Origin of the sequence: Kribbella catacumbae DSM 19601 (assembly GCF_000372465.1) — a bacterium.
Lineage (GTDB): Bacteria > Actinomycetota > Actinomycetes > Propionibacteriales > Kribbellaceae > Kribbella > Kribbella catacumbae.
In genome coordinates, this window is the sequence record NZ_AQUZ01000004.1 from 230,255 (window position 1) to 253,789 (window position 23,535).

At 67.5% G+C, this 23,535-nt stretch carries 23 protein-coding genes; 5 read left to right on the forward strand and 18 right to left on the reverse strand.

The window, feature by feature from the left end; genetic code table 11:
* Genes A3ES_RS0106495 through A3ES_RS0106505 form a run of 3 tightly spaced genes read right to left on the reverse strand, consistent with a single transcriptional unit; the run spans position 1 to position 3,471 of the window.
* Positions 1–1,398 carry an ATP-binding protein gene (locus A3ES_RS0106495; RefSeq protein WP_020385974.1) on the reverse strand — a complete coding sequence of 466 codons (1,398 nt, stop codon included), beginning with the start codon at positions 1,396–1,398 and terminating at the stop codon, positions 1–3.
* Positions 1,399–1,458: 60 nt separating this feature from the next.
* Positions 1,459–2,730 carry a serine hydrolase domain-containing protein gene (locus A3ES_RS0106500; RefSeq protein WP_020385975.1) on the reverse strand — a complete coding sequence of 424 codons (1,272 nt, stop codon included), beginning with the start codon at positions 2,728–2,730 and terminating at the stop codon, positions 1,459–1,461.
* Positions 2,731–2,739: 9 nt separating this feature from the next.
* Entirely contained in the window at positions 2,740–3,471 is a 732-nt protein-coding gene (locus A3ES_RS0106505) for a Clp protease N-terminal domain-containing protein (RefSeq protein WP_020385976.1), read from the reverse strand.
* Between the two features lie 177 nt (positions 3,472–3,648).
* On the opposite strand from A3ES_RS0106505, the gene mug reads away from it, so the two are divergent.
* The gene (mug, locus tag A3ES_RS0106510) at positions 3,649–4,158 is read left to right on the forward strand and encodes a G/U mismatch-specific DNA glycosylase (protein WP_083933227.1); all 510 of its coding nucleotides are present in this window, start codon (positions 3,649–3,651) and stop codon (positions 4,156–4,158) included.
* Between the two features lie 36 nt (positions 4,159–4,194).
* Here the strand turns inward: mug and A3ES_RS0106515 are convergent, their stop codons facing one another.
* Positions 4,195–5,127 carry an alpha/beta hydrolase gene (locus A3ES_RS0106515; protein ID WP_020385978.1) on the reverse strand — a complete coding sequence of 311 codons (933 nt, stop codon included), beginning with the start codon at positions 5,125–5,127 and terminating at the stop codon, positions 4,195–4,197.
* Positions 5,128–5,239: 112 nt separating this feature from the next.
* Between A3ES_RS0106515 and A3ES_RS0106520 the strand changes: the two genes are divergently transcribed.
* Complete coding sequence (locus tag A3ES_RS0106520; protein WP_020385979.1) at positions 5,240–5,812, forward strand: TetR/AcrR family transcriptional regulator; 573 nt, start codon at positions 5,240–5,242, stop codon at positions 5,810–5,812.
* A gap of 25 nt (positions 5,813–5,837) precedes the next feature.
* Positions 5,838–9,158 (forward strand): hypothetical protein, encoded by a 3,321-nt coding sequence (locus A3ES_RS0106525; RefSeq protein WP_020385980.1) that lies wholly within the window; start codon positions 5,838–5,840, stop codon positions 9,156–9,158.
* Here the strand turns inward: A3ES_RS0106525 and ligD are convergent.
* The 7 genes from ligD to A3ES_RS0106560 all read right to left on the reverse strand — a co-directional run bounded on the left by ligD (position 9,155) and on the right by A3ES_RS0106560 (position 15,303).
* Positions 9,155–10,123 carry a non-homologous end-joining DNA ligase gene (gene ligD / locus A3ES_RS0106530; RefSeq protein ID WP_026162601.1) on the reverse strand — a complete coding sequence of 323 codons (969 nt, stop codon included), beginning with the start codon at positions 10,121–10,123 and terminating at the stop codon, positions 9,155–9,157. The genes A3ES_RS0106525 and ligD overlap by 4 nt on opposite strands.
* A 141-nt stretch (positions 10,124–10,264) precedes the next feature.
* Positions 10,265–11,122, reverse strand: coding sequence for a PASTA domain-containing protein (locus tag A3ES_RS0106535; protein WP_020385982.1), 858 nt, complete (start codon positions 11,120–11,122; stop codon positions 10,265–10,267).
* Positions 11,119–11,619 carry a SigE family RNA polymerase sigma factor gene (locus A3ES_RS0106540; protein WP_020385983.1) on the reverse strand — a complete coding sequence of 167 codons (501 nt, stop codon included), beginning with the start codon at positions 11,617–11,619 and terminating at the stop codon, positions 11,119–11,121. Before A3ES_RS0106540 ends, A3ES_RS0106535 begins: the two co-directional genes overlap by 4 nt.
* A gap of 130 nt (positions 11,620–11,749) precedes the next feature.
* On the reverse strand, positions 11,750–12,871 hold the full coding sequence (gene dusB, locus A3ES_RS0106545; RefSeq protein ID WP_020385984.1) for a tRNA dihydrouridine synthase DusB: 1,122 nt from the start codon (positions 12,869–12,871) through the stop codon (positions 11,750–11,752).
* Positions 12,872–12,873: 2 nt separating this feature from the next.
* Positions 12,874–13,575 carry a hypothetical protein gene (locus tag A3ES_RS0106550; protein ID WP_020385985.1) on the reverse strand — a complete coding sequence of 234 codons (702 nt, stop codon included), beginning with the start codon at positions 13,573–13,575 and terminating at the stop codon, positions 12,874–12,876.
* Positions 13,575–14,960 (reverse strand): glycine--tRNA ligase, encoded by a 1,386-nt coding sequence (locus A3ES_RS0106555; RefSeq protein WP_026162602.1) that lies wholly within the window; start codon positions 14,958–14,960, stop codon positions 13,575–13,577. The genes A3ES_RS0106550 and A3ES_RS0106555 overlap by 1 nt, the downstream gene beginning before the upstream one ends.
* A gap of 46 nt (positions 14,961–15,006) precedes the next feature.
* Positions 15,007–15,303: an antibiotic biosynthesis monooxygenase family protein gene (locus A3ES_RS0106560; RefSeq protein ID WP_020385987.1), complete on the reverse strand. Its 297-nt coding sequence runs from the start codon at positions 15,301–15,303 to the stop codon at positions 15,007–15,009.
* A 73-nt stretch (positions 15,304–15,376) separates the two neighbouring features.
* Here A3ES_RS0106560 and A3ES_RS0106565 point away from each other — a divergent pair, with 73 nt between their 5' ends.
* Positions 15,377–15,688, forward strand: a complete 312-nt coding sequence (locus A3ES_RS0106565) for a DUF6703 family protein (RefSeq protein ID WP_020385988.1) — start codon at positions 15,377–15,379, stop codon at positions 15,686–15,688.
* Here A3ES_RS0106565 and A3ES_RS0106570 read toward each other — a convergent pair.
* Genes A3ES_RS0106570 through A3ES_RS0106585 form a run of 4 tightly spaced genes read right to left on the reverse strand, consistent with a single transcriptional unit; the run spans position 15,685 to position 18,846 of the window.
* Positions 15,685–16,233, reverse strand: coding sequence for a DUF305 domain-containing protein (locus tag A3ES_RS0106570; RefSeq protein WP_020385989.1), 549 nt, complete (start codon positions 16,231–16,233; stop codon positions 15,685–15,687). The two genes, A3ES_RS0106565 and A3ES_RS0106570, sit on opposite strands and share 4 nt — an antisense overlap.
* Positions 16,230–16,385, reverse strand: coding sequence for a hypothetical protein (locus tag A3ES_RS55415; protein WP_020385990.1), 156 nt, complete (start codon positions 16,383–16,385; stop codon positions 16,230–16,232). Before A3ES_RS55415 ends, A3ES_RS0106570 begins: the two co-directional genes overlap by 4 nt.
* Positions 16,382–17,101 (reverse strand): discoidin domain-containing protein, encoded by a 720-nt coding sequence (locus A3ES_RS46445; RefSeq protein ID WP_202806442.1) that lies wholly within the window; start codon positions 17,099–17,101, stop codon positions 16,382–16,384. Before A3ES_RS46445 ends, A3ES_RS55415 begins: the two co-directional genes overlap by 4 nt.
* Positions 17,098–18,846, reverse strand: coding sequence for a discoidin domain-containing protein (locus A3ES_RS0106585; protein ID WP_020385992.1), 1,749 nt, complete (start codon positions 18,844–18,846; stop codon positions 17,098–17,100). The genes A3ES_RS46445 and A3ES_RS0106585 overlap by 4 nt, the downstream gene beginning before the upstream one ends.
* Before the next feature lie 208 nt (positions 18,847–19,054).
* Here A3ES_RS0106585 and A3ES_RS0106590 point away from each other — a divergent pair, with 208 nt between their 5' ends.
* Positions 19,055–20,050 (forward strand): LacI family DNA-binding transcriptional regulator, encoded by a 996-nt coding sequence (locus A3ES_RS0106590; protein WP_026162604.1) that lies wholly within the window; start codon positions 19,055–19,057, stop codon positions 20,048–20,050.
* Between the two features lie 114 nt (positions 20,051–20,164).
* Here A3ES_RS0106590 and A3ES_RS0106595 read toward each other — a convergent pair whose 3' ends face one another.
* The 3 genes from A3ES_RS0106595 to A3ES_RS0106605 are packed head-to-tail and all read right to left on the reverse strand — an operon-like array spanning position 20,165 to position 23,531.
* Positions 20,165–21,538 (reverse strand): alkaline phosphatase family protein, encoded by a 1,374-nt coding sequence (locus A3ES_RS0106595; protein ID WP_020385994.1) that lies wholly within the window; start codon positions 21,536–21,538, stop codon positions 20,165–20,167.
* Positions 21,535–22,683: a metabolite traffic protein EboE gene (eboE, locus tag A3ES_RS0106600; RefSeq protein WP_020385995.1), complete on the reverse strand. Its 1,149-nt coding sequence runs from the start codon at positions 22,681–22,683 to the stop codon at positions 21,535–21,537. The genes A3ES_RS0106595 and eboE overlap by 4 nt, the downstream gene beginning before the upstream one ends.
* Entirely contained in the window at positions 22,680–23,531 is an 852-nt protein-coding gene (locus tag A3ES_RS0106605) for a TatD family hydrolase (protein ID WP_020385996.1), read from the reverse strand. The genes eboE and A3ES_RS0106605 overlap by 4 nt, the downstream gene beginning before the upstream one ends.
* Positions 23,532–23,535: the final 4 nt, after the last annotated feature.

Sequence of the window (23,535 nt, forward strand, 5' to 3'; positions counted from 1 at the left end):
TCAGATCCCGTAGACGGTTGTGTCGTCGTCGGCGTCTTTGGCTAGTCGTTTGGACAGGTAGAGGGCTTCCAGTGCGAGCTCGATCGCGGCGGCGATTCGGCCGGGTGAGTCGTCGGCTTCGACACCTGCTCTTGCCGCCACATCGTGCAGCACGGGCAACTCGGGAAGGGCCGCCAGTACGTCGCGTCCCGGGATCCTTTCGCCCGTGGTCACAAGGTGGCCTTGGGCAACGGCATCCGCCAGCGGGGTGAGGTCGAGTCCGGCGAACCGCTCGCGGGCAGTGTCGGCGATGGACCTGCGCAGAAGGTATTCGAGCAGCTCGGTCTCGCGCCCTTCCTCACCCGGCTCGAACTCGAGCTTGCCCCGCAGTACGGCGGGAACTGCCTCGAGATCGACCGGCCTTGCCACGGCCGGCTCCTCGCCGGTGATCGCCGACCTGCGCAGCGCCGCGGCGGCGACTGTCTCGGCGGCGGCGACCGCGAAGCGCGCGGAGACACCCGAGCGCTGGTCGATCGCCGTCGACTCGCGCAGGTGCCGCACGAAGCGCGCGAGGATCTCCAGCAGCGGCTCCCCCACCTCGGCGGTGAGGTGGCTCTCCTGCCGGACGACGTCCACCTCGGCGTCGATGTCGAGCGGGTAGTGCGTCCGTACCTCCGCGCCGAAGCGGTCCTTCAGCGGGGTGATGATCCGTCCGCGGTTGGTGTAGTCCTCGGGGTTGGCCGTTGCCACCAGCAACACGTCGAGCGGCAGCCGGAGCGTGTACCCGCGAACCTGGATGTCGCGCTCCTCCATCACGTTCAGCAACGCGACCTGGATCCGCTCGGCCAGGTCGGGCAACTCGTTGATGGCGACGATGCCGCGGTGCGCACGCGGTACGAGACCGAAGTGGATCGTCTCGGGATCGCCGAGACTGCGGCCCTCGGCGACCTTGACCGGGTCGACGTCGCCGATCAGGTCACCCACCGAGGTGTCGGGCGTCGCGAGCTTTTCGGCGTACCGGAGGCTGCGGTGCAGCCAAGCGACCGGCAGGTCGTCGCCGAGCTCGGCGGCGCGTCGTTTGGACGCGGGAGTGATCGGGTCGAGTGGGTGCTCGGGCAGTTCGGCGCCCTCGATCACGGGGGTCCACTCATCGAGGAGACCGACGAGAGTGCGGAGCAGGCGGGTCTTGCCCTGGCCGCGCTCGCCGAGCAGGACGACGTCGTGGCCGGCCAGCAGGGCGCGTTCGAGCTGGGGAATCACCGTGCGGGAGAACCCGACGATGCCGGGCCACGGGTCACGACCGGTGCGCAACTCTGTCAGCAGGTTGTCGCGAATCTCGGCCTTGATGGAGCGGGGAACGAATCCGGCAGCACGAAGCTCGCCGGCCTTACGAGGGAGATCATTGGGTGCACTAGTCACCCTGACGACGTTAGCTCGCAACTCCAGCCGACGCCCGCCATATCTCAACCAGTGCTGCTCTCAACCGGTTCTGCGCGGAGTCACCCGGCCGGAGGTGAACAGATACGTCGGAGTGAAGGTCAGTGGCACCCACGGCTGGCCGGGTGCGCTGCGAGTGACGAAGTGGTTGCCGTCGGCTGGCGCGGTCAGATGCAGCTCGTACTCGACGATCGGCTCCTCGGCGAAGGCAAGTCGGTCGCCGGTGGCTCGATAGATCATTAGCAGCCGGCCGTCGCGGCGAAGTACCTCCATTTCGACCCCGGCACGCTCAAAGACGCCGAGGTGCTCGTCTCCCCCGGCTGCTCCGGCCACGGGTTCGGGCGGTGGCGGGGCAGCGACACCCACCGAGTGCGTGAACACCTCGGAGACGAGCTGATCGAAAAGGGCGGGCGCGTTGGCCGAGTTCGTCAGCAAGCAGACGGCCAGGCGAGCCTCAGGGTCGATGCGGAGGAAGGCGAGCTGTGACACCGTCTGGCCGTCGTGGCCGAAGAGTTTGCGACCTGACCAGTCATAGAGTCGCCACGCCAACCCGATCGCCTCGAACCCGTCCCCAGGAAACGGCGCCTGCGGTTGGCGCATCTCGGCGTACTGATCCAGGTGCAGTTGGGCGAAGCGCAACAGGTCGCCGGCGCTTGCACTGATCAAACCGGCCGGCCCGATGCTGCGGGGCAGGTTCCAGGTCTTCACCGGTACGCCGTCGGCGGTGTGGCCGAGAGCGTTGCGGTGCAGGATCGCCTGCTCGGGCAGGGTCATGGTCTGCTGGAGGCCGAGCGGTTCGATCAGTCGAGCTTGGAGCGTGGCGTCCCAGGTTCGCTTGTCGAGGACCTCGATGATTCGGCCGAGCAGGACGAATCCGGCGTTGCAGTACGAGTACGCCGTACCGGGCTCGAACAGTTGCTCCACCTCGCCCAGCAGGGCGACATAGCGTTCGACGCAGTCGTCGCCGCGGCCGGTGTCGGTGAAGAGATCGCCGTCGATACCGCTCTGGTGGGTGAGCAGGTGCCGGACCGTGATCCGCGCGTCGACCGGCGCTTCGGGCAACAGCTCGACGACGGCGTCGTCGTACGACAATTTGCCGTCAGCAACCAACTGCGCGACGAGGGTCGCCGTCCAGATCTTGCTGATCGAGCCGACTTGGAAGACCGAGTCGGCTGTCACCTCGAGGCCGGTGTTGCGATTCAATACGCCGTACGGCGCGATGGTCTGCTCACCGTCGGCCCAGATCCCGAGTACCGCGCCGGGCACTCCGCTTTCGGTTGCGAGCTGGGCGAGCCGGGTTGTCCAGTCAGGCATGCGGCAAACCTACTTGGCTTGCGTCACCTCCTCGATTGCGGCCCGGACCGCCTCGGCGGCGGCCGCTTCGTCCAGTCCGAGCTCACGCAAGACCTCGGTGGCGAGGCTGGCCGAGTCGCGGTAGAAGGCAAGCAGCAGGTGCTCGGTGCCGACGTAGTTGTGGCCGAGGACGAGCGCTTCGGCGACCGCGCCCTGGAGGACATGCGCGGCCTTACGCGTGTACGGCGGGTTCTCGGCCGACAGCGCGGCTTCGACATCCTTCGGCGCACCGGCCGCCTTGGCCGGACTTCTTGGGGCGACGGCCTTGGCGACTGCCTCTTCGGTGATGCCGTGTGCGACGAGGATGCGGGTCACGATCGACTCGGGCTGCGTGAAAAGGGCGAGCAGCAGGTGTTCGGTGCCGATGAACGGATGGTTCATCCCACGGGCGACCTCTTTCGCTCCGTCCAGCACGGCCTTTGTGCGCGGGGTGTATCGCTCGAGGACGGCCGCGGCGGTCCAGGAGTCGGCGAAGCGCTTGTGGGCAGCCTGCTTGCTCACGCCGAGCACCGCGCTGATCTCGACCCACGACTTGCCGGCCCCACGAGCCCGGTCGACGAAGTAGCCGAGGGCGGCGTCACTGGTGCTGGTCAGTTCATTGATGGTGCTCGCGGCCGTGCCGAGCTGGTCGAGGACCTCGTTGCTGCCGGCGTCCTCGCGGATCGTGTCGATGAGCTGCTGAAGGTCGGGTCCAGGGGTCATATCGTCAACTGTAGGTTGACGATGGTCGCTCGTCAACCGTTGGTTGACGGACCGCCAGCACTCACGAACCTCACTCTCCTGCCCGCCTCTACGCTCAGCGTGCTCCGGATCGGGCTGCCTGGGCGGAGTTTATGAGTGGTGGCGGTCCGGGCCGGGCGGCGAGGCTAGGGTTTTGGGGTGCAGGCATTGGGTGATGTGGTCAGGCCGGGGTTGCGGGTGCTGTTCTGCGGGATCAATCCCGGGTTGATCTCGGCGGAGACCGGGCATCACTTCGCCAGGCCGGGGAATCGGTTCTGGCCGGCCTTGCACCTGGCGGGATTCACGCCGCGGTTGTTCCGGCCGGATGAGCAGAAGGAACTGCTGGGGCTCGACCTCGGGATCACCAACGTGGTCGACCGGCCGTCGGCGCGGGCCGACGAGTTGACCACGGCCGAGCTGATCGCCGGCGGCGAGAACCTGGTCCAGAAGGTGCTCACCTACCAACCACAGTGGCTCGCGGTGGTCGGCGTCACGGCGTACCGGGACGCCTTCGGGGAGCGGAAGGCGGCGATGGGCGAGCAAGCCAGGCGGATCGGCGCGACGAGAGTTTGGATCCTGCCCAACCCCAGCGGCCTCAACGCCCACTACACGCTACCGAAACTCGCAGCCGCCTACGCCGAGCTGGAGAAAGTCAGCGCCGGCGACTAGCGGGCATCAGGGCAGCACTCGCCAGGCGGGTGATCGTCAGGCGAGGGCGTTGCGCAGCGTGCTGATGGCGAGGTTGATCGCGGCCTCGGCGGCATTGGTGTCGCGAAGCGCGTCGACCATCACGAAGTCGTGGATGACCCCACCGAACCGGACCGCGGTGACCGCCACGCCAGCCTCGCGGAGCTTGGCCGCATACGCCTCGCCCTCGTCCCGCAGTACGTCGGCTTCGCCGGTGATCACCAGTGCGGTCGGCAATCCGCGGAGCTGCTCGAGGCTCGCGCGCAGCGGCGACGCGGTGATCTGGTTCCGCTCGGCCTCATCCTTGGTGTACTGATCCCAGAACCACTTCATGCCCTCGCGCTGCAGGAAGTAGCCTTCGGCAAATTCGTGGTAGGACGCCGTGTCGAACGACGCGTCGGTGACCGGGTAGAACAGCACCTGCTGGTTGAAGGTCACATCCCCGCGCTCCTTCGCGAGCAGCGTCACCGCGGCCGCCAGGTTGCCACCCACGGAGTCACCCGCGATCGCCAGCCGACTCGCGTCCAGATCGTGTTCCTTGCCGGAAGCAACGATCCAGCGGGCGGCCGCGTAGTTCTGCTCCAGCGCGATCGGGTACTGCGCCTCCGGCGACCGGTCGTACTCCGGGAAGACCACCGCCGCGCCGGCGCCGACGGCCAGTTCGCGGACCAGCCGGTCATGGGTGTGCGCGTTGCCGAAGACCCACCCGGCGCCGTGGATGTAGAGCACCACCGGCAGTGGACCCGCAACGCCGGCCGGGCGGACGATCCGGACCTTGACGTTGCCGTCGGGGACAGTCAGCCATTCCTCGTCGACGGCGAGCTTCGGGTAGTCGGTGGTCTGCACCTCGTCGACGGCCTTGCGACCCTCGTCCGGCGGCAGCTGGAACAGGAACGGCGGGACGCTGGTGGCGTCGGCGAAAGCTTGGGCGGCAGGCTCCAGAACGGTCATCGAAGGACTCCTCTACAGATCCGGCGGTGGAGAACGAGCGTTCTCGACCGATGTCCAGTACTGTAGGAGAACGATGGTTCTCACCGCAACCCCGACCCCGGAGGAAGGGCCTATGACGATCGACACAGCGACCGCCCAGCAGCAGGTGCTGGCCGCGGCGGACGCGCTCTTCTACGAGCGCGGCGTGCAGGCGGTCGGGATGGACGCCATCCGGAACGCGTCCGGCGTCTCGCTGAAGCGGCTCTACCAGCTCTTCCCGTCCAAGGACCACCTGATCGAGGCCTACCTGGACAAGCGAGACCTGCAGTGGAAAACGATGCTCGCCGAGCACGTGGAAGCCGCGACCGACCCGCGCGAGCGGATCCTGGCGGTGTTCGACTTCCTGCACACCTGGTTCATGGAGAAGACCTTCCGCGGCTGCGCCTTCATCAACTCCTTCGGCGAGCTCGGCACCGTCTCACCCCAGGTCGCCGAGCTGGCGCGGCGGCACAAGACAGGCTTCAACCACGCGCTCAAGGAGCTGGCAGCAGCAGCCGGTGCGCCGGATCCGCAGCGCCTCGCGGACTACCTGATCCTGCTCAGCGAAGGCGCCATCACCACCTCGGCCTTCACCGAATCGGCCGTCCCGGCGACCCGCGCCCGCGAGGCCGCTCAACTCCTGATGGCGGCCACCTTGCCCGCCTGACACCGGCAGTCGGCAAGATGTGGGGATGCGAGCGAGAGAACTGCTGAAGGCCCTCGATCGACTCCCGTACGGCGAACGCGTCCGCCTGATCGCCGTGGAGGCTCGTCGCACCCCCGAGCTGAAAGCCCTGATCGCCGAACTGGACAACGGCGACGCCTTCGCACGGACCGTCGGCCTCCAGCTCGCGCAGATCGGCGGCGACGTCGAGCACCTCACCAAACTCCTCAGCGACCCCGTGCTCCAGTGGCGCGCCTTAGCCGCCGTCGGCCGCGGCGTACCGGTTCCTGATGACGCACTCCAGGCCCTGTACTCCGATGCGCCTGCCGCGCTACGCACCCGCATCCTCGGTGTCATCCGGCGCACCCGGCGACACGGGCTCGCCGCCCGCCTGATCGACGAGCAGCGAGAGCGTTGGGGTGATCACGCAGCCGCCAGCATGCTCAGCAGCACCGACCGGGCCACGGTCGAACGCTTGCTGCCAGACCTCGCGTACTCGCTGTCCAGCGGCGAGTGGTGGCGCCTGGGTGCGCGCCACCCGGAAGCGGTACTCGACTACGCCTTCCGCACTCTGCCGGGCGACGCCGACCGGAGCGAGTGGTGGGAGAGCGTCGCGTACGGCGCCATCGAGGCGATCGACCTCTACCCCGAGCGCGTTCTGGAGCTGATCAAGGCGGCGCTCCCCCAGCACGATCTGCCCTGGGCTGTGGTCCGCGTCCTCGGGCAGCTGGCCGAGCTCGATCCGGCCGGTCTGCTGGCGATCCTGCTCGCACCGGATCGCGCCTCGACGATCCACCGAGCACTCACTCCCGCGCTCCGGCGACGGTTGCACCGGTTCGCCGACGAGGACCTGATCGCGCTCGGACGCACTCTCTGGCCGAAGGTCGAAGGACTGCTGTCCGATCTCCCACCCTCCCGGCGGGCGACGATCTTCGAGGCGGTGACCGCCGAGGTCGATCTCGGCCAGACGATCCTCCACGAGGAGCTGCTCGCAGTACTGCCGCGAGCCGTCCGGCACGTGCATGCCCGGCGGATGCTCACGCTCCCGAAGGTCAGCGAGAACCTCAACCTCCGCTGGCAACTCACCGCTCATCTCCCTTACAACGAGGCCTTTGCCCTCCTCGAGCCTGAAGTCGGCCGGGCCGACGCGGACGACCGGGCAGCCGTCTATCGAGCCGTCATCGCGAGCGCCGGCCATGAACGCCAGCCGGCGCAGGTCGCGCAAGTGCTGACCTGGGCCACCAGGGTCCGCAACGACCAGGACCCCGTCCGGCAATCAGTGCTGACCACGGCCGCCTACTTGCCGCCGTCTCTGCTGACGGACGAGCACGTCGGCGCCCTCCAGATCCTGCTGACGGATGCGCTCGAAGCCCGCGACGCGTCCTGGGCTACCCGCTCGGCCCTCAACCAGCTCGCCGAGACCGCCGTCCGACAAGGGGCCATGGGCAACCACTTGGCCTTGCTCGACTGGGGTCTGCAGGCGCACGCGCGACTGACCGAGAACACTGGCACCGTCAGCCTGTACGGACTCATCGACGGACTCCCCCGCGGTCGTGAAGTCGCTGTCTACGAAGCACTGCGCCCGTCCGTCGATGCCGCGGCCAAGCGCCGGGAGTTCGACCTCGCCTTCGCGATCGCCGCGGCGTTCGGTCGCCGCGGCTGGACCAACGAGCACCTGCACGAGGTAATCGAACAGGCCGTCTGGTCGAACCAGGAGTACACGGTCGACCGCGCCGCCCGGCTCTGGCTCGAACCACCCGCGACTCGTTCAGCACGGGCCGGCCTGATCATCGGCCGCGAGGTCGGCATGGCTCGCTGGGACTCCGTCTGGACGGCCGTCACGGAGGTTCGCAGCGATCTCCTCGACCGCGTCCTCGCCAAGCCGAATCGCATCCGCCGATTCGACCGCAACCACCCCGCCTGGCAGGTCTCCGGCGTCGCGCTCCGCCGCTGGCTCCCCCGCCAGCACAGCCGGTACGCCGAACTGGTGACTGCCGCCGCCAACGACTCGCGGATGCCGGAGTGGGCTCGCGCGAGAGCTGTCTCGACACTGGGCCACGTGCCCGGCATCGGTCGCGCTGCTGTCGAGCCGTTCCTCGCCAGCGAGCTGGTGATCTTGCAGGAGGCGGCTCTTGGCGCGCTGGTCTGGACCGACCAGCCGGAACTCGTACTGCCGGTTCTGCTGAGCCACGGTGGTGACGACCGGGCCCGGGTCGCCCTGTACTCGGCCAGCCGGGCTGCACGGTTCGTCAGGCCGAGCCTGCTGGCCCAGACGTTCCGGCCGGTGCTCGTGGGCGAACGGATGAAGGTGACGTCTCGCAAGGAGGCGGCGCGGCTCCTCGGAGTACTGCGTGCTCCGGGGGCGAGCGAAGTACTGGCTGAGGCCTGGGCTGGTGCGCATCGGGATGTGCGGGCGGCGATCACTAGTGCGGCTTCGCAGCATCTACTGCATGAGCTGGCCAGTTGGGCGCTGCTGCAGGAGGCTGTGCACGACTCGGCTGCTACTGCGACCGTCTTGGTCCAGCGGTCGCCTATGAGCATGGCTTCGCAGTACCGGTCGCGGTACGCCGACCTGCTGATCGCAGTGACCAACAGGCCTGAGCCGGAGGTCGTGCGGCTCGCTCTGCTGTCGCTGTCGAAGTGGGCTCGCTACAGCCCAGCCGCTACGCCGGTGTGCGCCGGCTTCATCACCGACCTCTCCATCCGCAACGCCACCTGGAGCGACGCAACCACTGCGCTCGTCGCCATCACCGCAACCGATCCGGCTGCTGGGTTGGAAGAGGTGGTGTCGGCCGTCCAGCTGCTAGTCCGGCTGGAGAGCAACCCCGACGTGCCCAATGCGACAGCCGACCGGGATCACCCTGCCCGCCAGCGGCTGCGCATCGTCGTCGGGCGACTCGCCGCCGCCTTCAGCTCCAGGAACACTGAGGCACGGCAGTCGCTGCTCCGCGTCGCCGACGAGCTGACCGAGCCGGAGTACCTGGCGTTGCGTCTCCGCCTGCTGATCCATGCGCTGCAGTGGAACGCGCCGTTCGAGGAGCTGACCGCGGTGGCCGACCTCCTCGCCGACCGCCCGCTTGCGGCGGCCTCCGCAGTGGACCAGATCAGCCTGCGAATGACCAACGCCCAGGCTCAGTGGACCCCGGCCGACGTACTCGACCCCGCCACCCGTCTCGCCGCTACTGGCCGTCCTGTCGACGGGTTGATCGCACTCACGCTGACAGCAGTCGCTACTGGCCGCGCCGGCTGGTCGCCATCGTGGCGCGCATTGCTGATCGACCTCCGCAATCACCCGGCGGCCGACGTACGGCATACGGCCTTGGAAGTGATGACGGCGCCGGAGGGCTAGGCGTCTTCGGCAGCTTTTCGGGCGGCTGCTTTGCGGCGTTTGCCTTCGTGCATGGCTACGACGCGGGCGATCGGGATCTCGTTGCCTTCCGCGATCAGGTCGGGCGGGAGGGTTTGTGGTGCGGGGAGTTGTTCTGCCCAGGGCGTGGCCAGCAGGTCGGGGGCTGTGTGCACGGTGAAGTCTCTGGGGGTGACCTGCTCGAGGTCGGCCCAGCCGACGGGGAACGACACCGTGGCGCCCGGGCGGATGCGCGGGCTGTAGGCCGCGACGACGGTGGCGCCGCCGGCTCGGGTGGAGTCGACGAAGACCTTTCCGTGGCGTTCTTCCTTCACGTACGCCGTGGTCGCGAGCGCCGGATCGATCTTGGCGGATCGGGCGGCGATCGCGCGCGTCGCTGCGGCGGCGTCCTCGATGCTCGCGCTGTCATCGATCGGCACGTAGACGTGGACGCCCTTGGCGCCGCTCGTCTTGACCGCGCCGTCCAGACCGAGCTCACTCAACGCCTGCCGAACCAGAAGCGCCGCCTGCACCGCCAGCGCGAAGGTCTCGTCACCCTCTGGCGGATCCAGGTCAAGCACCAGATGCGTCACCCGATCCGGCCGATCGACGCGGAACAACGTCGGGTGATACTCGACCGCACGCTGGTTCCCGAACCACAGCAGCGTCCGCCGGTCGTCGCAGACGGCGTACGAGACCTCCCGCTTGGAGGCCTCCGCCCACATCTTCTCCGTACGCACCCACTCCGGCGTGTACTTCGGAACGTTCTTCTGCATAAACGGATCCTGACCCGGCCGAACTCGAATCACCGACAACGGCCGCTCCCGCAACCCCGGCAGCATCAGCTCGCGCACCGCGTCGAGATAATCAATCAGATCCCGCTTAGTCGCCTCGGCGCCATCGAACAACGGCTGCCCCAGGTTGGTCAGCGGCACCCCATCACGCGTCTCATCCGGCTTGCTCGCCATGACAGGAGACTACGGGGTCGTATGGTCAGGCTGCGGTCGCCGCGTTGGGCCGGACCGGCCAGCGGGATCAACGTAGACAGGTGGAGCCGCGATGGCCCATGTGGGGCTGGACCACGTCCGGCGAGCTGCTTGCTGCTTGGCTCAGGGTTGGGCGACGACGGTGACCGTTACCGTTGCGCCAGGCGTCAGCATCGTGCCTGGCGATGGGGAGACGGCGAGGGTGTCACCGGGTGTGTGGCCTGGGGAGTTCTTGGCCTGGATGTTGGGTTTCAGGCCTAGTGCGGTGAGCCACTCCGCGTATTGCTCGCCGGAACGGACCGCTTGGTTTGGTGCATTGAACTGGGGCTCCGGCACGCCGACCTTGTCTGGAACGATCGTGATCCGCTCGAGGATGCGGCCGACCTCACCGGCGTTCGTGGAGGACTCCGCCTGGAACGCTACGTCGAGAGACGGAATGAACACCGCGCCTGAACAGACCGTGACGCGGTTGAGCGAGTCGACCATGCAGCGTGTCCGCTGACGCTCGGCTCGCACGCCGTCGATCTGGAAGGCCTCGTCGGCCTGGAAGCCGATTGGCTTGCCGCTACGCACCAGTACGCTCTCGACACCGCTGGGGTAAGGCGTCTTACAGAGGCCCTGGGCGCCCGCGTCGATGATGACCGTGTCCTTCTGCGGCGTCCCACAGAGGAGCTGGTTCCTGGCCCATTGCTCGGGCACGGCGACGGAGGCGTGCCCGATGCCCACCAGTCGCGTCGCGGCAGGCACCGGCGGTGTCGAGGCGGCCGGCGGTGCGGGGTTCGTAAAGCTCGGGCCGCCTGCGAGCAGCATCGTCCCGCCCACCGCCACTGCTGCGGCTGCCATGCCGACAGCCGAGAGTGCCGCTGCTCGCCGACGACGGCGGCGCGCAGCGCCTGCGCGGATCGCGTCGATCGGTGGTGGCCCGACGTTGGTCCGCTCCCCAGCGCGTTCGAGGAGTTCGGTCAGCTTTGATTCGATCATGATGTTCCTCGCCGTTCTGCCAGGCCTGGGTCTTCCGCTAGCGCCTTCACGGCTCGGGACAGTCGGCTCTTCACTGTTCCGACAGCGACGCCGAGCACGGAGGCGATCTGCGGGTCGGCCAGGTGGGCGTAGTAGCGCAGCACCACCGCGGTGCGCTGATCGGTGCCCAGCCGGTCAAGCGCACGCATCATCGCGTCGGTGTCGTCAACGCCGGTGGTCTCATCTCGGCCGGCCAGCTCGGGCAGATCCGATACTGGCTTCTCGCCGGTCCAGCGGCGGCGACGTGCGGAAATGAAGACGTTGATCAAGACTCGGTGCACGTAGGCGTCCCGGTGGTCGGCGTCGCGTACCTTGCCCCACTTCACCAGGCATCGTTCGAGGGTCGTCTGCACGAGGTCCTCGGCCTCGGGGCGCGTGCACCCCAGGAGCACCGCGGAGCGCACCAGGCCGGGCCAGCGCGCGGCAACGTACTCGCTAAAGTCCGAGTTCCCGGCCATCTCTCACCCAGTTCCCCTCAAGAGCCCCTCACCCGTAGAGACAGGCTGACAGCACCCAAAGGTTCCGCCAGTCGGCAACAGCCTGAAGGACCCCGAAGAAAGGAAGGACAGGGGGCCGAGGTGAAGTCTGTCAGCCGCCGGAGATGCCGATTTCGGCGTCTGCCATGTCTGTGTCGAGGCCGTTGGTGTCGTCGAGCCAGCCGTGTGGGAGGACTACGTGGTCGCGGGGGCTGCCCTGGCGGCCGCGGGGGGAGCCGAGCTCCTGGACCGGGAACGGCGCGGTCGGGTCGAGTTGGGCGAGGAGCTCGTCGAGGCGTTCCAGGGAATCGACCATGCCGAGGGCGGCGCGGAGTTCGCCGCCGGCGGGGAAGCCCTTGAGGTACCACGGGACGTGCTTGCGGAAGTCGCGCAGGCCGCGCTGCTCACCCATGAGATCGGCGAGCAGCTCGCCGTGACGCCGCATCACCGTGGCGACCTCGCCGAGTGTCGGCAGGTTGAGAGTCTCGCCACCGGCGAACGCGACGGCGAGATCGCGGAACAACCACGGCCGGCCGAGGCAGCCTCGGCCGACGATGACACCGGCGCAGCCCGTCTCGGAGACCATCCGGAGCGCGTCCGACGCCTCCCAGATGTCGCCGTTGCCGAGCACCGGGATGGACACGTGGTCGACGAGCTCGGCGATCTTGGTCCAGTCCGCATGACCGGAGTACGCCTGCGCCGCGGTGCGGCCGTGCAGCCCGATCGCGGCCGCACCCGACTCCTCAGCGATCTTGCCGGCGTCGAGATAGGTCTGATGCGCGCTGTCGATCCCGATCCGGGTCTTCATCGTGACGGGGATCCCGTACGGCGTTGCCGCCCGCACCGCGGCCTGGAGGATCGCGCCGAGCAGATTCCGCTTCCACGGCAGGGCCGCGCCGCCACCCTTCCGGGTCACCTTCGGCACCGGGCACCCGAAGTTGAGGTCGACGTGCGCGACGCCGTACTCCGAACAGAGCAGCTCGACCGCCCGGCCGACGTACACGGGATCGACGCCGTACAGCTGCACCGAGCGAACCGTCTCCCGCTCGTCGAAGGTGAGCATGTCCAGGCTCTTCTGGTCGCCCTCGACGATGCCGCGCGAGGTGATCATCTCGCACACGTACAGCCCGGCGCCCTGCTCGGCACACAGTCGCCGGTACGCCGCATTGGTGATCCCCGCCATCGGTGCAAGCACCACTGGCGTTTCGATCGTGAGATCACCGAGCTTCAGCACAGCTATGCCTTTGCAACCAGGATCTGGCCGTTGCCCGAGATCTGGGCCTTGTAGGGCTGTACTGCGTTCGCGGTGGTGGTCACGTCGCAGGCGATGCCTTCGGAGGTGTGCTTGACGACGGCGACGTCATCCATCGTGCAGGTGACCTTGGCGGCCCCGGGCACGGTTCGCAGTACGGCGTCGACGACCTTCGGCTTCACCATCGCGACCGACTCGGAGGTGAACTTGTACGACGCGGAGTACTGCTTCGCATCGACCGTCAGCTTGCCCGTGTACGCCTTGCCCGCATAGGTGACCGTGCAGGTCAGGTCGTGTTTGCCGGCCGTCTCGGCCTTGTCGATGCCGGGGCAGTTCACCGTCGTCGGGGCCGCCTTGCCGGCCGCGATCTGGGCCTGCTTGGCGATCGCGAACCGGATCCGCTGCGCCAGCGGCGCGTCGCTGGCCGGCTCGCCCTTGACGGTCGGCGTCGGCCACGCCTTCGACGGCCTCGGCAGCGGGGTGAGCGATGGCGTCGAAGCCGTCGGGATCGGCGCGGTTGAGCCGGGCGCACTCGGTGTGGAGGATGTCGAGGCCGGCGGCTTACCACTGGCATCCCGCTCGGTGTCCGAACAGCCCGCGACCAGGAAGATCACCAGCGCGCTCACCCCGAAGACCGCCACGCCGAACTGGGTGCGGTCCGGGGTCAGGAACCCGCGCAGCGTCATCAGCAACCCACCAGACGCTGCGCGAGGTACCCGGTGACCTCGGTCAGGGCGACCCGCTCCTGCTTCATCGAGTCGCGCTCGCGGATCGTGACGGCCTGGTCCTCGAGCGTGTCGAAGTCGACGGTGATGCAGTACGGCGTACCGATCTCGTCCTGGCGGCGGTAGCGCCGGCCGATCGCACCGGCGTCGTCGAAATCGACGTTCCAGTTCTTCCGCAGCTCGCCGGCCAGGTCCTTCGCCTTCGGGGACAGGTCCGCGTTGCGGGACAGCGGCAGGACGGCGGCCTTGACCGGCGCGAGCCGCGGGTCGAAGCGCAGTACGGTCCGCTTGTCGACACCGCCCTTGGCGTTCGGCGCCTCGTCCTCGGTGTAGGCGTCGAGCAGGAACGCGAGCACGTTACGGGTCAGGCCGGCGGCCGGCTCGATCACGTACGGCGTCCAGCGCTCGCCCTTCTCCTGGTCGAAGTAGGACAGGTCGACGCTCGCGTGCTTGGAGTGCGTGGTCAGGTCGAAGTCGGTCCGGTTCGCGATGCCCTCGAGCTCGTCGAACTCCTTGCCGCCGAAGTGGAACTTGTACTCGATGTCGACGGTGCGCTTCGAGTAGTGGCTCAGCTTGTCCTTCGGGTGCTCGTACAGGCGCATGTTGTCCGGGTTGAGCCCGAGGCCCGTGTACCAGTCCCAGCGCGCCTTCAGCCAGTACTCGTGCCACTCCTCGTCGCTGCCCGGCGCGACGAAGAACTCCATCTCCATCTGCTCGAACTCACGGGTGCGGAAGATGAAGTTGCCCGGGGTGATCTCGTTGCGGAAGCTCTTGCCGACCTGGGCGATGCCGAACGGCGGCTTCTTCCGGGCCGTACCCATCACGTTCGCGAAGTTGATGAAGATGCCCTGCGCGGTCTCCGGCCGCAGGTAGTGCAGGCCTTCGTCGGACTCGATCGGGCCGAGGTAGGTCTTCAGCAGGCCGTTGAACATCCGCGGCTCGGTGAAGGTGCCCTTGTTGCCGCAGTTCGGGCAGGCGATCTCGTCGAGCTTGACCTCGTCGGCGTCCTTGTTCTTCCGCCGGGCGAAGTCCTCGCGCAGGTGGTCGTCGCGGTAGCGCTTGTGGCAGGACTGGCACTCGGTCAGCGGGTCGACGAACTCCTGCAGGTGACCGGACGCCTCCCAGACCTTGGTCGGCAGGATCACCGAGGAGTCCAGCCCGACGATGTCGTCCCGGCTCGTCACCATCGAGCGCCACCACTGGGTGCGCACGTTGTTCTTCAGCTCGACGCCGAGCGGTCCGTAGTCCCAGGCCGACTTGGTGCCACCGTAGATCTCGCCGCACGGGTAAACGAAGCCCCTCCGCTTACTGAGGCTGACGACGGCATCGACGGTATCCACGGGCACTTTTCGACTCCAGATTGGTGGTACGAGAAAGGTCAAGGCTATCGGTTCAGCGGTGCGGCGCGAACTCGCTGAGGTCGTCGTACGCCGTCGGCTCGTCGATCGCCTGCGACAGCAGCGGCACCGCCGCCAGCTTCACCTCGTACGGCGACAGCGCGCGGCGGTAGCTGCCGATGTTCACCCACTCCATACTCAGCGCGAGCAACTCCGGCTCATCGGCATTCCGCCCGGTCCGGGCCGCCACGAACCCCTTCTGCCGCGACAACACCTCGACAGCGGTCTCCAGCCGGCCAATGAACTCCGGCTGCGCGGCCTCTTCGACCCGGAACCTGATCACCACGAACACCCGCGACAGCGTACGGCGTCACTCCGGGTCACCACTCGCTGGCCCTGCTCCTGGGGCCTGGAACAATGGGCAGATGAGCAGCGCATCCAGCAGTCAGCCGGTCAGTCCGCTTCGAGCGCGGATCACCAAGGCCAGCTACCCGATCGTGGCCAGGTTGCACGGCATGCCCAAGTTGACGCTGCCTGGCATCACCCTCGTACTCGCGCTGGTCGGCGTGTTCGCCCCGCTCAGCGTCGGCGTACCGTCACTGATCCTCCTCGCCTTGCTCCTCGGCTGGCTCGGCTTCCTGTCCTGGCCAGTCGTCACCCGAGGAGCCCGCTTGATGCGACTCTTCTCAGTCCTCGTCATCCTCCTCTTCGCCGTCTCCCGCATCGCCAACGGCTAGGGCGCCTCGAGTTGCTTTAGCTGGGCGGCACGGCTGGCGGCGATGCTCGCCGCCAGCTTTTTCGTTGACGGCTCCTGGCCGGACTTGGTGATGCTGCGGGCCACGACGATCGACTGGTCCAGGTGCTCCTTCAGGTTCTTCTGGAAAAGCTGGTCGAAGGCGGCGCCGGAGGTCTTCTCCAGCGCGGCGATCTCCGGCTCGGTCATCATGCCCGGCATGTCATGACCTTCATGCGCATTGGCAGTCGGCGCTCCAGCCCGGGCGCGCAAGGCGACGAACTGCGCTAGCTCGGCCCGATGTCCAGCAGCCAGTTGCGTCGCGAATGCCCGTACTGCGGGGTCAGCCGCCTGCTTCTCCGCAATCGCCAGCACTCGCAGGAGTTGCTCGTCCATCGGCACCATCAGCTGGATCCACGCGAGATCGGTGGGGTTGAACTGGTGACTGCTCGCCGCCGTGGTCGGAGTACTAGCTGGTGGCGAGGCCGCGACGGATGAACCACAGGCTGTCACGGCGGCGAGCAGGATGGCACTGGTCAGGGCTTTCACGGGTGGCCGTCGGCTCCGCATTTGATGATCGGTCGGATGCAGTCGTTGACGCGGCGTTCCATCTCGGCCACTGGCCAGGCGTTGAAGAAGTCGCCGTGCATGGTGAAGCCGCCGCCGGACGCGAGCCGGAAGCCGGCGGTCGGGCCGTTCACCGGATACCGCAGGACACCCAGTACGACGACTTGTCGGTCGCCGGGTTGCATGAGGTCGGCGAGTTCACCAGGTCGTCGATGGTGGTGTGCGCGTTCGTCACGGTCGCACCGAAGAAGCTGTGCATGTGCGAGGCGCCCGGCAGGTTGGGGAACACGATCGGGTCGTCGGGCAGCCGGTGCGTGTACGGGCAGTCCGCGAGGAACTCGGCCACCCGGACGATCGGGCCGCCACCCGGCGTACCGCCGTACACCTGGAACTCGAACAGCGAAGCGCCCCACTGGGTGGCGCGCTGGGTGATCAGCACCCGCACGTACCGGCCGTTGCCGTTGACAACGAGACTCTGCTCGCCGCCGGTGCCGTTCGTAGTGGTGTGGATCGTCGTCCAGGCGTTGCCGTCGGAGGAGGTCTGGAGCTGGAAGCCACGCGCGTACGCCGCCTCCCAGCGCAGTACCACGCGGTTGACGGCCTGGGACGAGCCCAGGTCGACCTGAAGCCACTGGTTGTCGGCGAAGCTACTCGCCCAGCGGGTGCCGTTGTTGCCGTCGACCGCCGCCGCGGCCGGGAAGGCGGCGCTCTCCACCGAAGAGGCGAGCACTGGCTTTCCCTGTGACAGCAGGGTTTCTGCGGCCTGTGCCGGGCGACTAGTGACAACCAGGTACGCACCGAGCAGGGCGAGCAACGCAACAGTCAGAGTGCCGAGCCTTGCCGACCTCATCGGTACACCCGCACATAGTCGACGAGCATCTTGGCCGGGAACGGCGTACTGGCGTCGGGCGGACCCGGCCAGTCACCGCCGACCGCGAGGTTGAGGATGATGTAGAACGGGTGGTCGAAGATCCACGGACCCCGGGTCGCCTCGACCTGGGCCTTGTCCAGGGTGAAGACCGTCCGGCCGTCGAGCGTGTAGACGATGCCCTTGCTGTCCCAGGCGGCCGCCCAGGTGTGGAAGTCGTCGGAGTAGTCGGCTTCATTCGGCAACTTGTACGAACCGCCGATCCCGCCACCACCGTTGTAGGCCGGCGCGTGCACCGTCGAGTACGCCGTCTTCACGTCCTTGCCGAGCACCTCGAGGATGTCGATCTCACCGTTGTACGGCCACGGGCGACCGGTCAGGAAGTCCGCACCCATCATCCAGAAGGCCGGCCACAGGCCATTGCCCTTCGGGATCTTCACCCGGGCCTCGATCTTGCCGTAGGTGGTGGTGAACTTCCCGCCGGTGTTCATCCGGTGCGACGTGTACTGGCAGGTGCCGCTGCCGGTCAGCGGGTCGATCGGGCAACTCGAGCCGGGCGTGACCTCCTTGCGGGCCTCCATCACCAGGTTGCCGTTGCCGTCCATCGAGGCGTTGTTGTTGTTCGTGTAGTACTCGAGCTCGTTGTTCGGTCCGGTGCCGGGATCGATCGTCCACTTGGCCGCGTCCGGCTTGCTGCCCGCCGAGCCATTGAACTCGTCGGCCCAGATCAGCTGCGGCGGGTTCGCCGGATCGGCCGGCGGCGTCGGCGGCGTGGTCGGCGCGCCACCGGTGCCGTAGACCTGGAACTCCCACAGCGAGTACCCGTACGGCGTATTGCGTTGCGTACCGTACATCCGGACGTAGCGACCGGAGCCGGTGATATTCAGCGTCTCCTTGAAGCCCGGACCGGTCGTGCTGGTGTAGATCGGGGTCCAGTTGGCGTTGTCGTTGGAAACCTGGATCTGGTACGCCTTCGCCGACGCCGGATCCCATTGCAGGATCACCTTGTCGATCTGGGCGGTCGCGCCGAGGTCGACCGAGATCCAGCCTGGGTCGACCCAGCCGCTGTCGGTGGCGGTGGCCCAGCGGCTGGCCGGGTCGAGGTCGAACGCGCGTGCCGGGGTGCACTCCCAACAGTTGCTGTCGTGCTGCTGGGTCGAGGCTGCGCCGGTCTTGCCGTATGAGAGCAACTTGCTTCCCGGGCCGGGGTCAGGACCACCCGTCGTACCGAAGACCTTGAACTCCCACAGCGAGTAGCCCCAGTCGGTAGCGCGCTGCGTGCCGAGCATCCGGACGTAGCGACCCGAGCCGGAGACCGTCAGCGTCTGGTTGCCGCCGGTGCTCGTGGTGGTCGAGTAGATCGAATTCCAGTTGGTGCCGTCGGCGGAGACCTGGAGCTGGAAGGCCTTCGCGTACGCCGTCTCCCAACTCAGCACGACCTGGTTGACGGTGGCGGCCTGACCGAGGTCGACCTGGATCCACTGCGGGTCGGTGAAGCTGCTCGACCAGCGGGTGCCGGGGTCGCCGTCGACAGCCGAGGTCGCCGGGAAGGCGACGTTCTCTGCGGATGAAGCAATGGCGGGCTTGCCTTGGGACAGGAGGGTGTCGGCGGCGCCGGCGGGTGTGGTGACCACCAGTGCGAGGAAGAGGCTCATCGCGACGGCGATGAGGGTCGCGAGCTTGGCGCGCGCTCTGACACAGGACAGGACTGGGGAAAGGGACGGCATGGCATCTCCTGGGGCGGGACGAGAAGAACCGGGGGAACGTTCCCTGAGTCTGAGAAAACCGTGCTGAGGGAACGGTGTCAAGACCTCACGGAGACCGGAACGCAACCTGGACGTAACTCGTGGACCACCCTTGACAAGGTTCCGGAACCGCCGGGATGCTCAATGCTGGGGAACGCTCCCCTTGCCGTTTCGACTGAGGGGATGCTCCGTGCGACGACCTACGCTGCACGCTGTCGCCGCCCGGGCCGGTGTGTCGAAGTCGAGCGTCTCCCGGGTGATCAACGGCGAGCCGACGGTCGCGCCGGAGATCCGGCAGATCGTGATGGCCGCGGTGACCGAGCTCGGCTACGTACCGAACGGCGCGGCGCGCAACCTGGTCACCCAGAAGACGAACACGATCGCGATCATCGTCTCCGATCCCCCGGCCGGTCTGGTCTCCGACGATCCGATGTTCGCGATGGTCGTCCGCGCCGCCTCCCGCGAACTGGAAAGCGCCGGCAAGCAGGTCTCGCTCGTCCTGGCCGGCTCGGACGAGAGCCGCTTGCGCGTCGAGCAGTACCTCGCGGCCGGTCACGTCGATGGCGCGATGCTCGTCTCGATGGACGGTTCGGACCCGCTGCCCGCAGTACTGGCTCGGACTGGATTGCCGGTCGTATCGCATGGGCGGCTGGCGACGCCGGGTCTGATGCCGTACGTCGACAACGACAACGTCGGCGGTGCGACCAAGGCCGTGCAGCACTTGCTTGATCAAGGGCGGCAGCGGATCGCCACCATCTCCGGACCGCTGGATATGCAGGCGGCGCAGGAGCGGTTGAACGCGTACCGGCAGAGTCTGCGGGACACAGGCCGACGATCGATTGTTGCCCTGGGCGACTTTACGCGGATCTCCGGTGCCGAGGCGATGCGCCAACTACTGCAGGACGATCCGCAGCTCGACGCGGTCTTCGCCGCCAACGACCTGATGGCGATCGGCGCCCTGCGCACGCTGCGCGAAGCCGGCCGCCGGGTGCCCGACGACGTCGCAGTGGTCGGCTTCGACGACATCGAGGCGGCTCTGTACACCGCTCCCCCGCTCACCACCGTCCGCAGCCCGATGGGCGAGCAAGCAGCCCGCACGGTCCGCCTGCTTCTCGACCTGCTCGCCCATGGCACCGCAGACTCCGTCATCCTGCCAACCGAGCTGATCCTCCGCGAGTCATCCTGACCCCACCTGGCAAGCCCACCACTGGTGGGCTTGAACACCAAACGGGGGCCGTGAACAGTGCAGACCGTGTTCAAGGTCACCGCTGGGGGTACGAGCCCACCAGTGGTGGGCTTGCTAATCCGGGGCGGGGTGGGCTGCTTTGAGGATCAGATCCCGTACTGCGGTGGCCTCGATCCGTCCCTCCGCGGCGAGCTGGGGGTCGGTGCTGAGGAAGACCGGGCCGTCCTCGGGGTTCGAAGGCAGACGTCCGTGCGAGCCGCGCACGATCGACGGATCGAGCGGGACGACCTGCATCGCGTAGCGCAGACCGAGCTTCTTGCGCAGCAGGTACGACGCCGCGCGCGGCTTCACCCAGCGGTCGGACGGGTCGAAGAACAGCTCGGCCGGGTCGTACCCGGGCTTGCGGTGGATCTCCACTGCCCGGGCGAAGTCAGGCGCTCGCGTGTCGTCGAGCCAGTAGTAGTAGGTGAACCAGGAATCCGGCTCGGCCACCGCGACCAGTTCGCCGGCTCGCTCGTGATCCAGCCCGTACGCACGCTTGCCATCGGCATCGAGTACTTCGGCGACACCCGGCAACCCGGCGAGAAGCTTGCCAACGGCATCCAGATCCGCCGGATCCTTAACGTAGACATGCGCCAGCTGGTGATCCGCCACCGCGAACGCCCTGGAGCTCCACGGATCGAGGTACTCCATGCCGTCCTGAGTATGGATCTCCAGCAGCCCTTCGCTCCGCAGCAACCGGTTGATGTCGACCGGCCGCGAGACATCGGTGATCCCGTACTCCGAAAGCACGATCACCGTCGCTCCCTTCGCCTCCGCGTCATCCAGCAACGGAGCCAGTACTGCGTCCAGCTCGATCGCCGCGCGGATCGCCTCGACCGACGAAGCGCCGTACCGCTGCAGGTCGTAGTCGAGATGCGGGAGGTAGGTGAGCAGCAAGTCAGGGTTGTCCTGGGCAAGGATCTGCCGGGACGCGGCCACGATCCACTTGCTCGACCTGATCGATGCCGTCGGCCCCCAATAGTGGAAGAGCGGGAAGGCACCGAGCTCGCTGGTCAGCCGGTCGTGCAGCTCAACTGGGCGGGTGTAGCAGTCCGGAGCCTTGCGACCGTCGGCGTAGTAGATCGGCCGCGGGGTGACGAGCAGATCGGTGTCCGCGCCCATCGCGTACCACCAGCAGACGTTCGCCACCTTGTACGCCGGGTTCTTGCGCCGGGCAACATCCCAGACCTTGTCGCCCTGGACCAGCTTGTTGTGCTGACGCCACAGGAAGACCTCGCCGAGATCGCGGAAGTACCAGCCGTTGCCGACGACACCATGTTCCGAAGGCATCGTGCCGGTGAGGAAGGTGGCCTGGGCAGAGCAGGTGACGGCGGGCAAGACCGTCCCCAGCTCGCGGCTCAATGGCAACTGCCGCAGTCGGGGCATCCTGCGCAGGAGCCGCGGAGTCAGTCCGACGACGTCGATGACGATGACCTGCTTGCTCACTTGATCTCCTCCAGGCCGAGACCGACCAGGCGGTCGCGGAGCCAAGCGAGTTCTCCGGCGATGCCCTCGGCAAGTTCCTGCTGGTTCTTGGGCGCCTTGGGGAGGACGGACCAGGTGTAGGTCTCGGACTCCAGATGATGGGTCAGCGGGTGCGCGCCACCGACCAGGTGCCGCAGGCTCTCCTCCAGCACATCCGTCGTGCTCGTCAATGGGGCCCGCAGCGGGGTGTGCACGGGCACGTGGAAATGGACCCGCCACGACGCACGGCCGGACAGCTGGTCGATCAGGTCGAGGTCGTCGATCCCTGGGCCGCCGTACTCACGGGTCTGGTGCAGGAACTTCGGCTCGGCGAACTCGTTCAGCAGCTCGCGCGCCTTCGGATCCTCCGGGTCGGGGACGTGCAAGGCGGCCGACACCTGGCTCTTGACCACTTCCACTCCGGTCCGCGCCAACGTGCTGAACGCCTCGGCTGGCTGCTCGAACTGCACCGCGAGATGGCACGTGTCGAGACACAGGCCGAGCAGCGACTGAGCGGAGTACGGGGTGAGCCAGTGGGTGGCTTGCGGGATCATCTCGAGGACGCAGCCCGGTTCGGGTTCGATCGCGACCCTGATACGGCGACCGGTGGTCTCCAGGGTCCGGGCGAGGCGCAGTTCGAGGCGGTTGAACGCATCGCGCGCTTCGGCGTCGCGGGTCCGGCTCCACGGCGTACGCCAGGCCAGCGGCAACGTCGAGATCGACCCGTACGACGCGTCCGCGGGCATCAGTTCGCCGAGTACTTCGACGAGGTCGAGGGTGTACTGGAGTCGCGCGGGTTCGGTCCAGTCGGGTGAGTAGACCAGCTTGCCGACGACGCGATCGTGGAACCCGGAGTACGGGAATCCGTTCAGTGTCACGACTTCGAGGTTGTTGCGGTCGAGGGCACGGCGGAGGCGGTTGAGGGCGACCGACGAGTTGGCGAGGCGGTCGGCGAGGGTGTTGGCGAGCCAGAGGCCGACGCCGAGCACCGGGACGCCTAGTTCCTTGCGGACCAGGGCCGAGCAATTGTCGAGCTGGGCGATGACGCCTTCGAGGTCCTCGGCCGGATGGACGTTCGTGCAGTAGGCGAGGTGGACGATCGAGCCGTCGGAATGCCGGAACCTCATGCTCGGGCACCTCGCAGGATCGAGTTGCCTTCGTAGGTGTCATCCGGTTCCGTGCCGGTGAGGTCTAGCCGTTGCGACTGACCGTAGAAGGCAACCGGGTTGCGCCAGAGCACCTGGTCGACGTCGTCCTCGGTGAAGCCGGCGGCGAGCATCGCCTGGCCGGTCGCGTAGGTGCGGAGCGGGTCGGACTTGCCCCAGTCGGCGGCCGAGTTGACCAGGATCCGCTCGGTGCCGAACTGCTGCAGGATCACGACCATGCGATCCGGGTCCATCTTGGTATCGGGGTAGATGGAGAAGCCCATCCAGCAGCCCGAGTCGGCGACCTCCTTCACGGTCAGCTCGTTGAGGTGATCGACCACGACGCTGTGCGGTTCGAGGCCGGATTCCTTGACGACGGCGAGCGTGCGCGTAGTACCGGCCGCCTTGTCGCGATGTGGGGTGTGGACGAGGACGGGTAGCTCGAACTGCTTGGCCAGTTGGAGTTGCGTGGCGAACACCTCGTCCTCCTCGGGGGTCATCGAGTCGTAGCCGACCTCGCCGACCGCAACCACGCCGTCCTTGGCGAGATACCGCGGCAGCACTTCGAGCACCTCACGGCAACGCGGGTCGTTGGCTTCCTTGGGGTTGAGCGCGATCGTGCAGTGATGCTTGATCCCGTACTGCGACGCGCGGAACGGCTCCCAGCCGATCAGCGCGTCGAAGTAGTCGACGAACGAGCCGACGCTGGTCCGCGGCTGACCGAGCCAGAACGCAGGCTCCACCAGAGCCTGTACTCCGTGCGCGGCCATCGCCGCGTAGTCGTCGGTGGTCCGCGACGTCATATGGATGTGCGGATCGAAGATGCGCATGGGT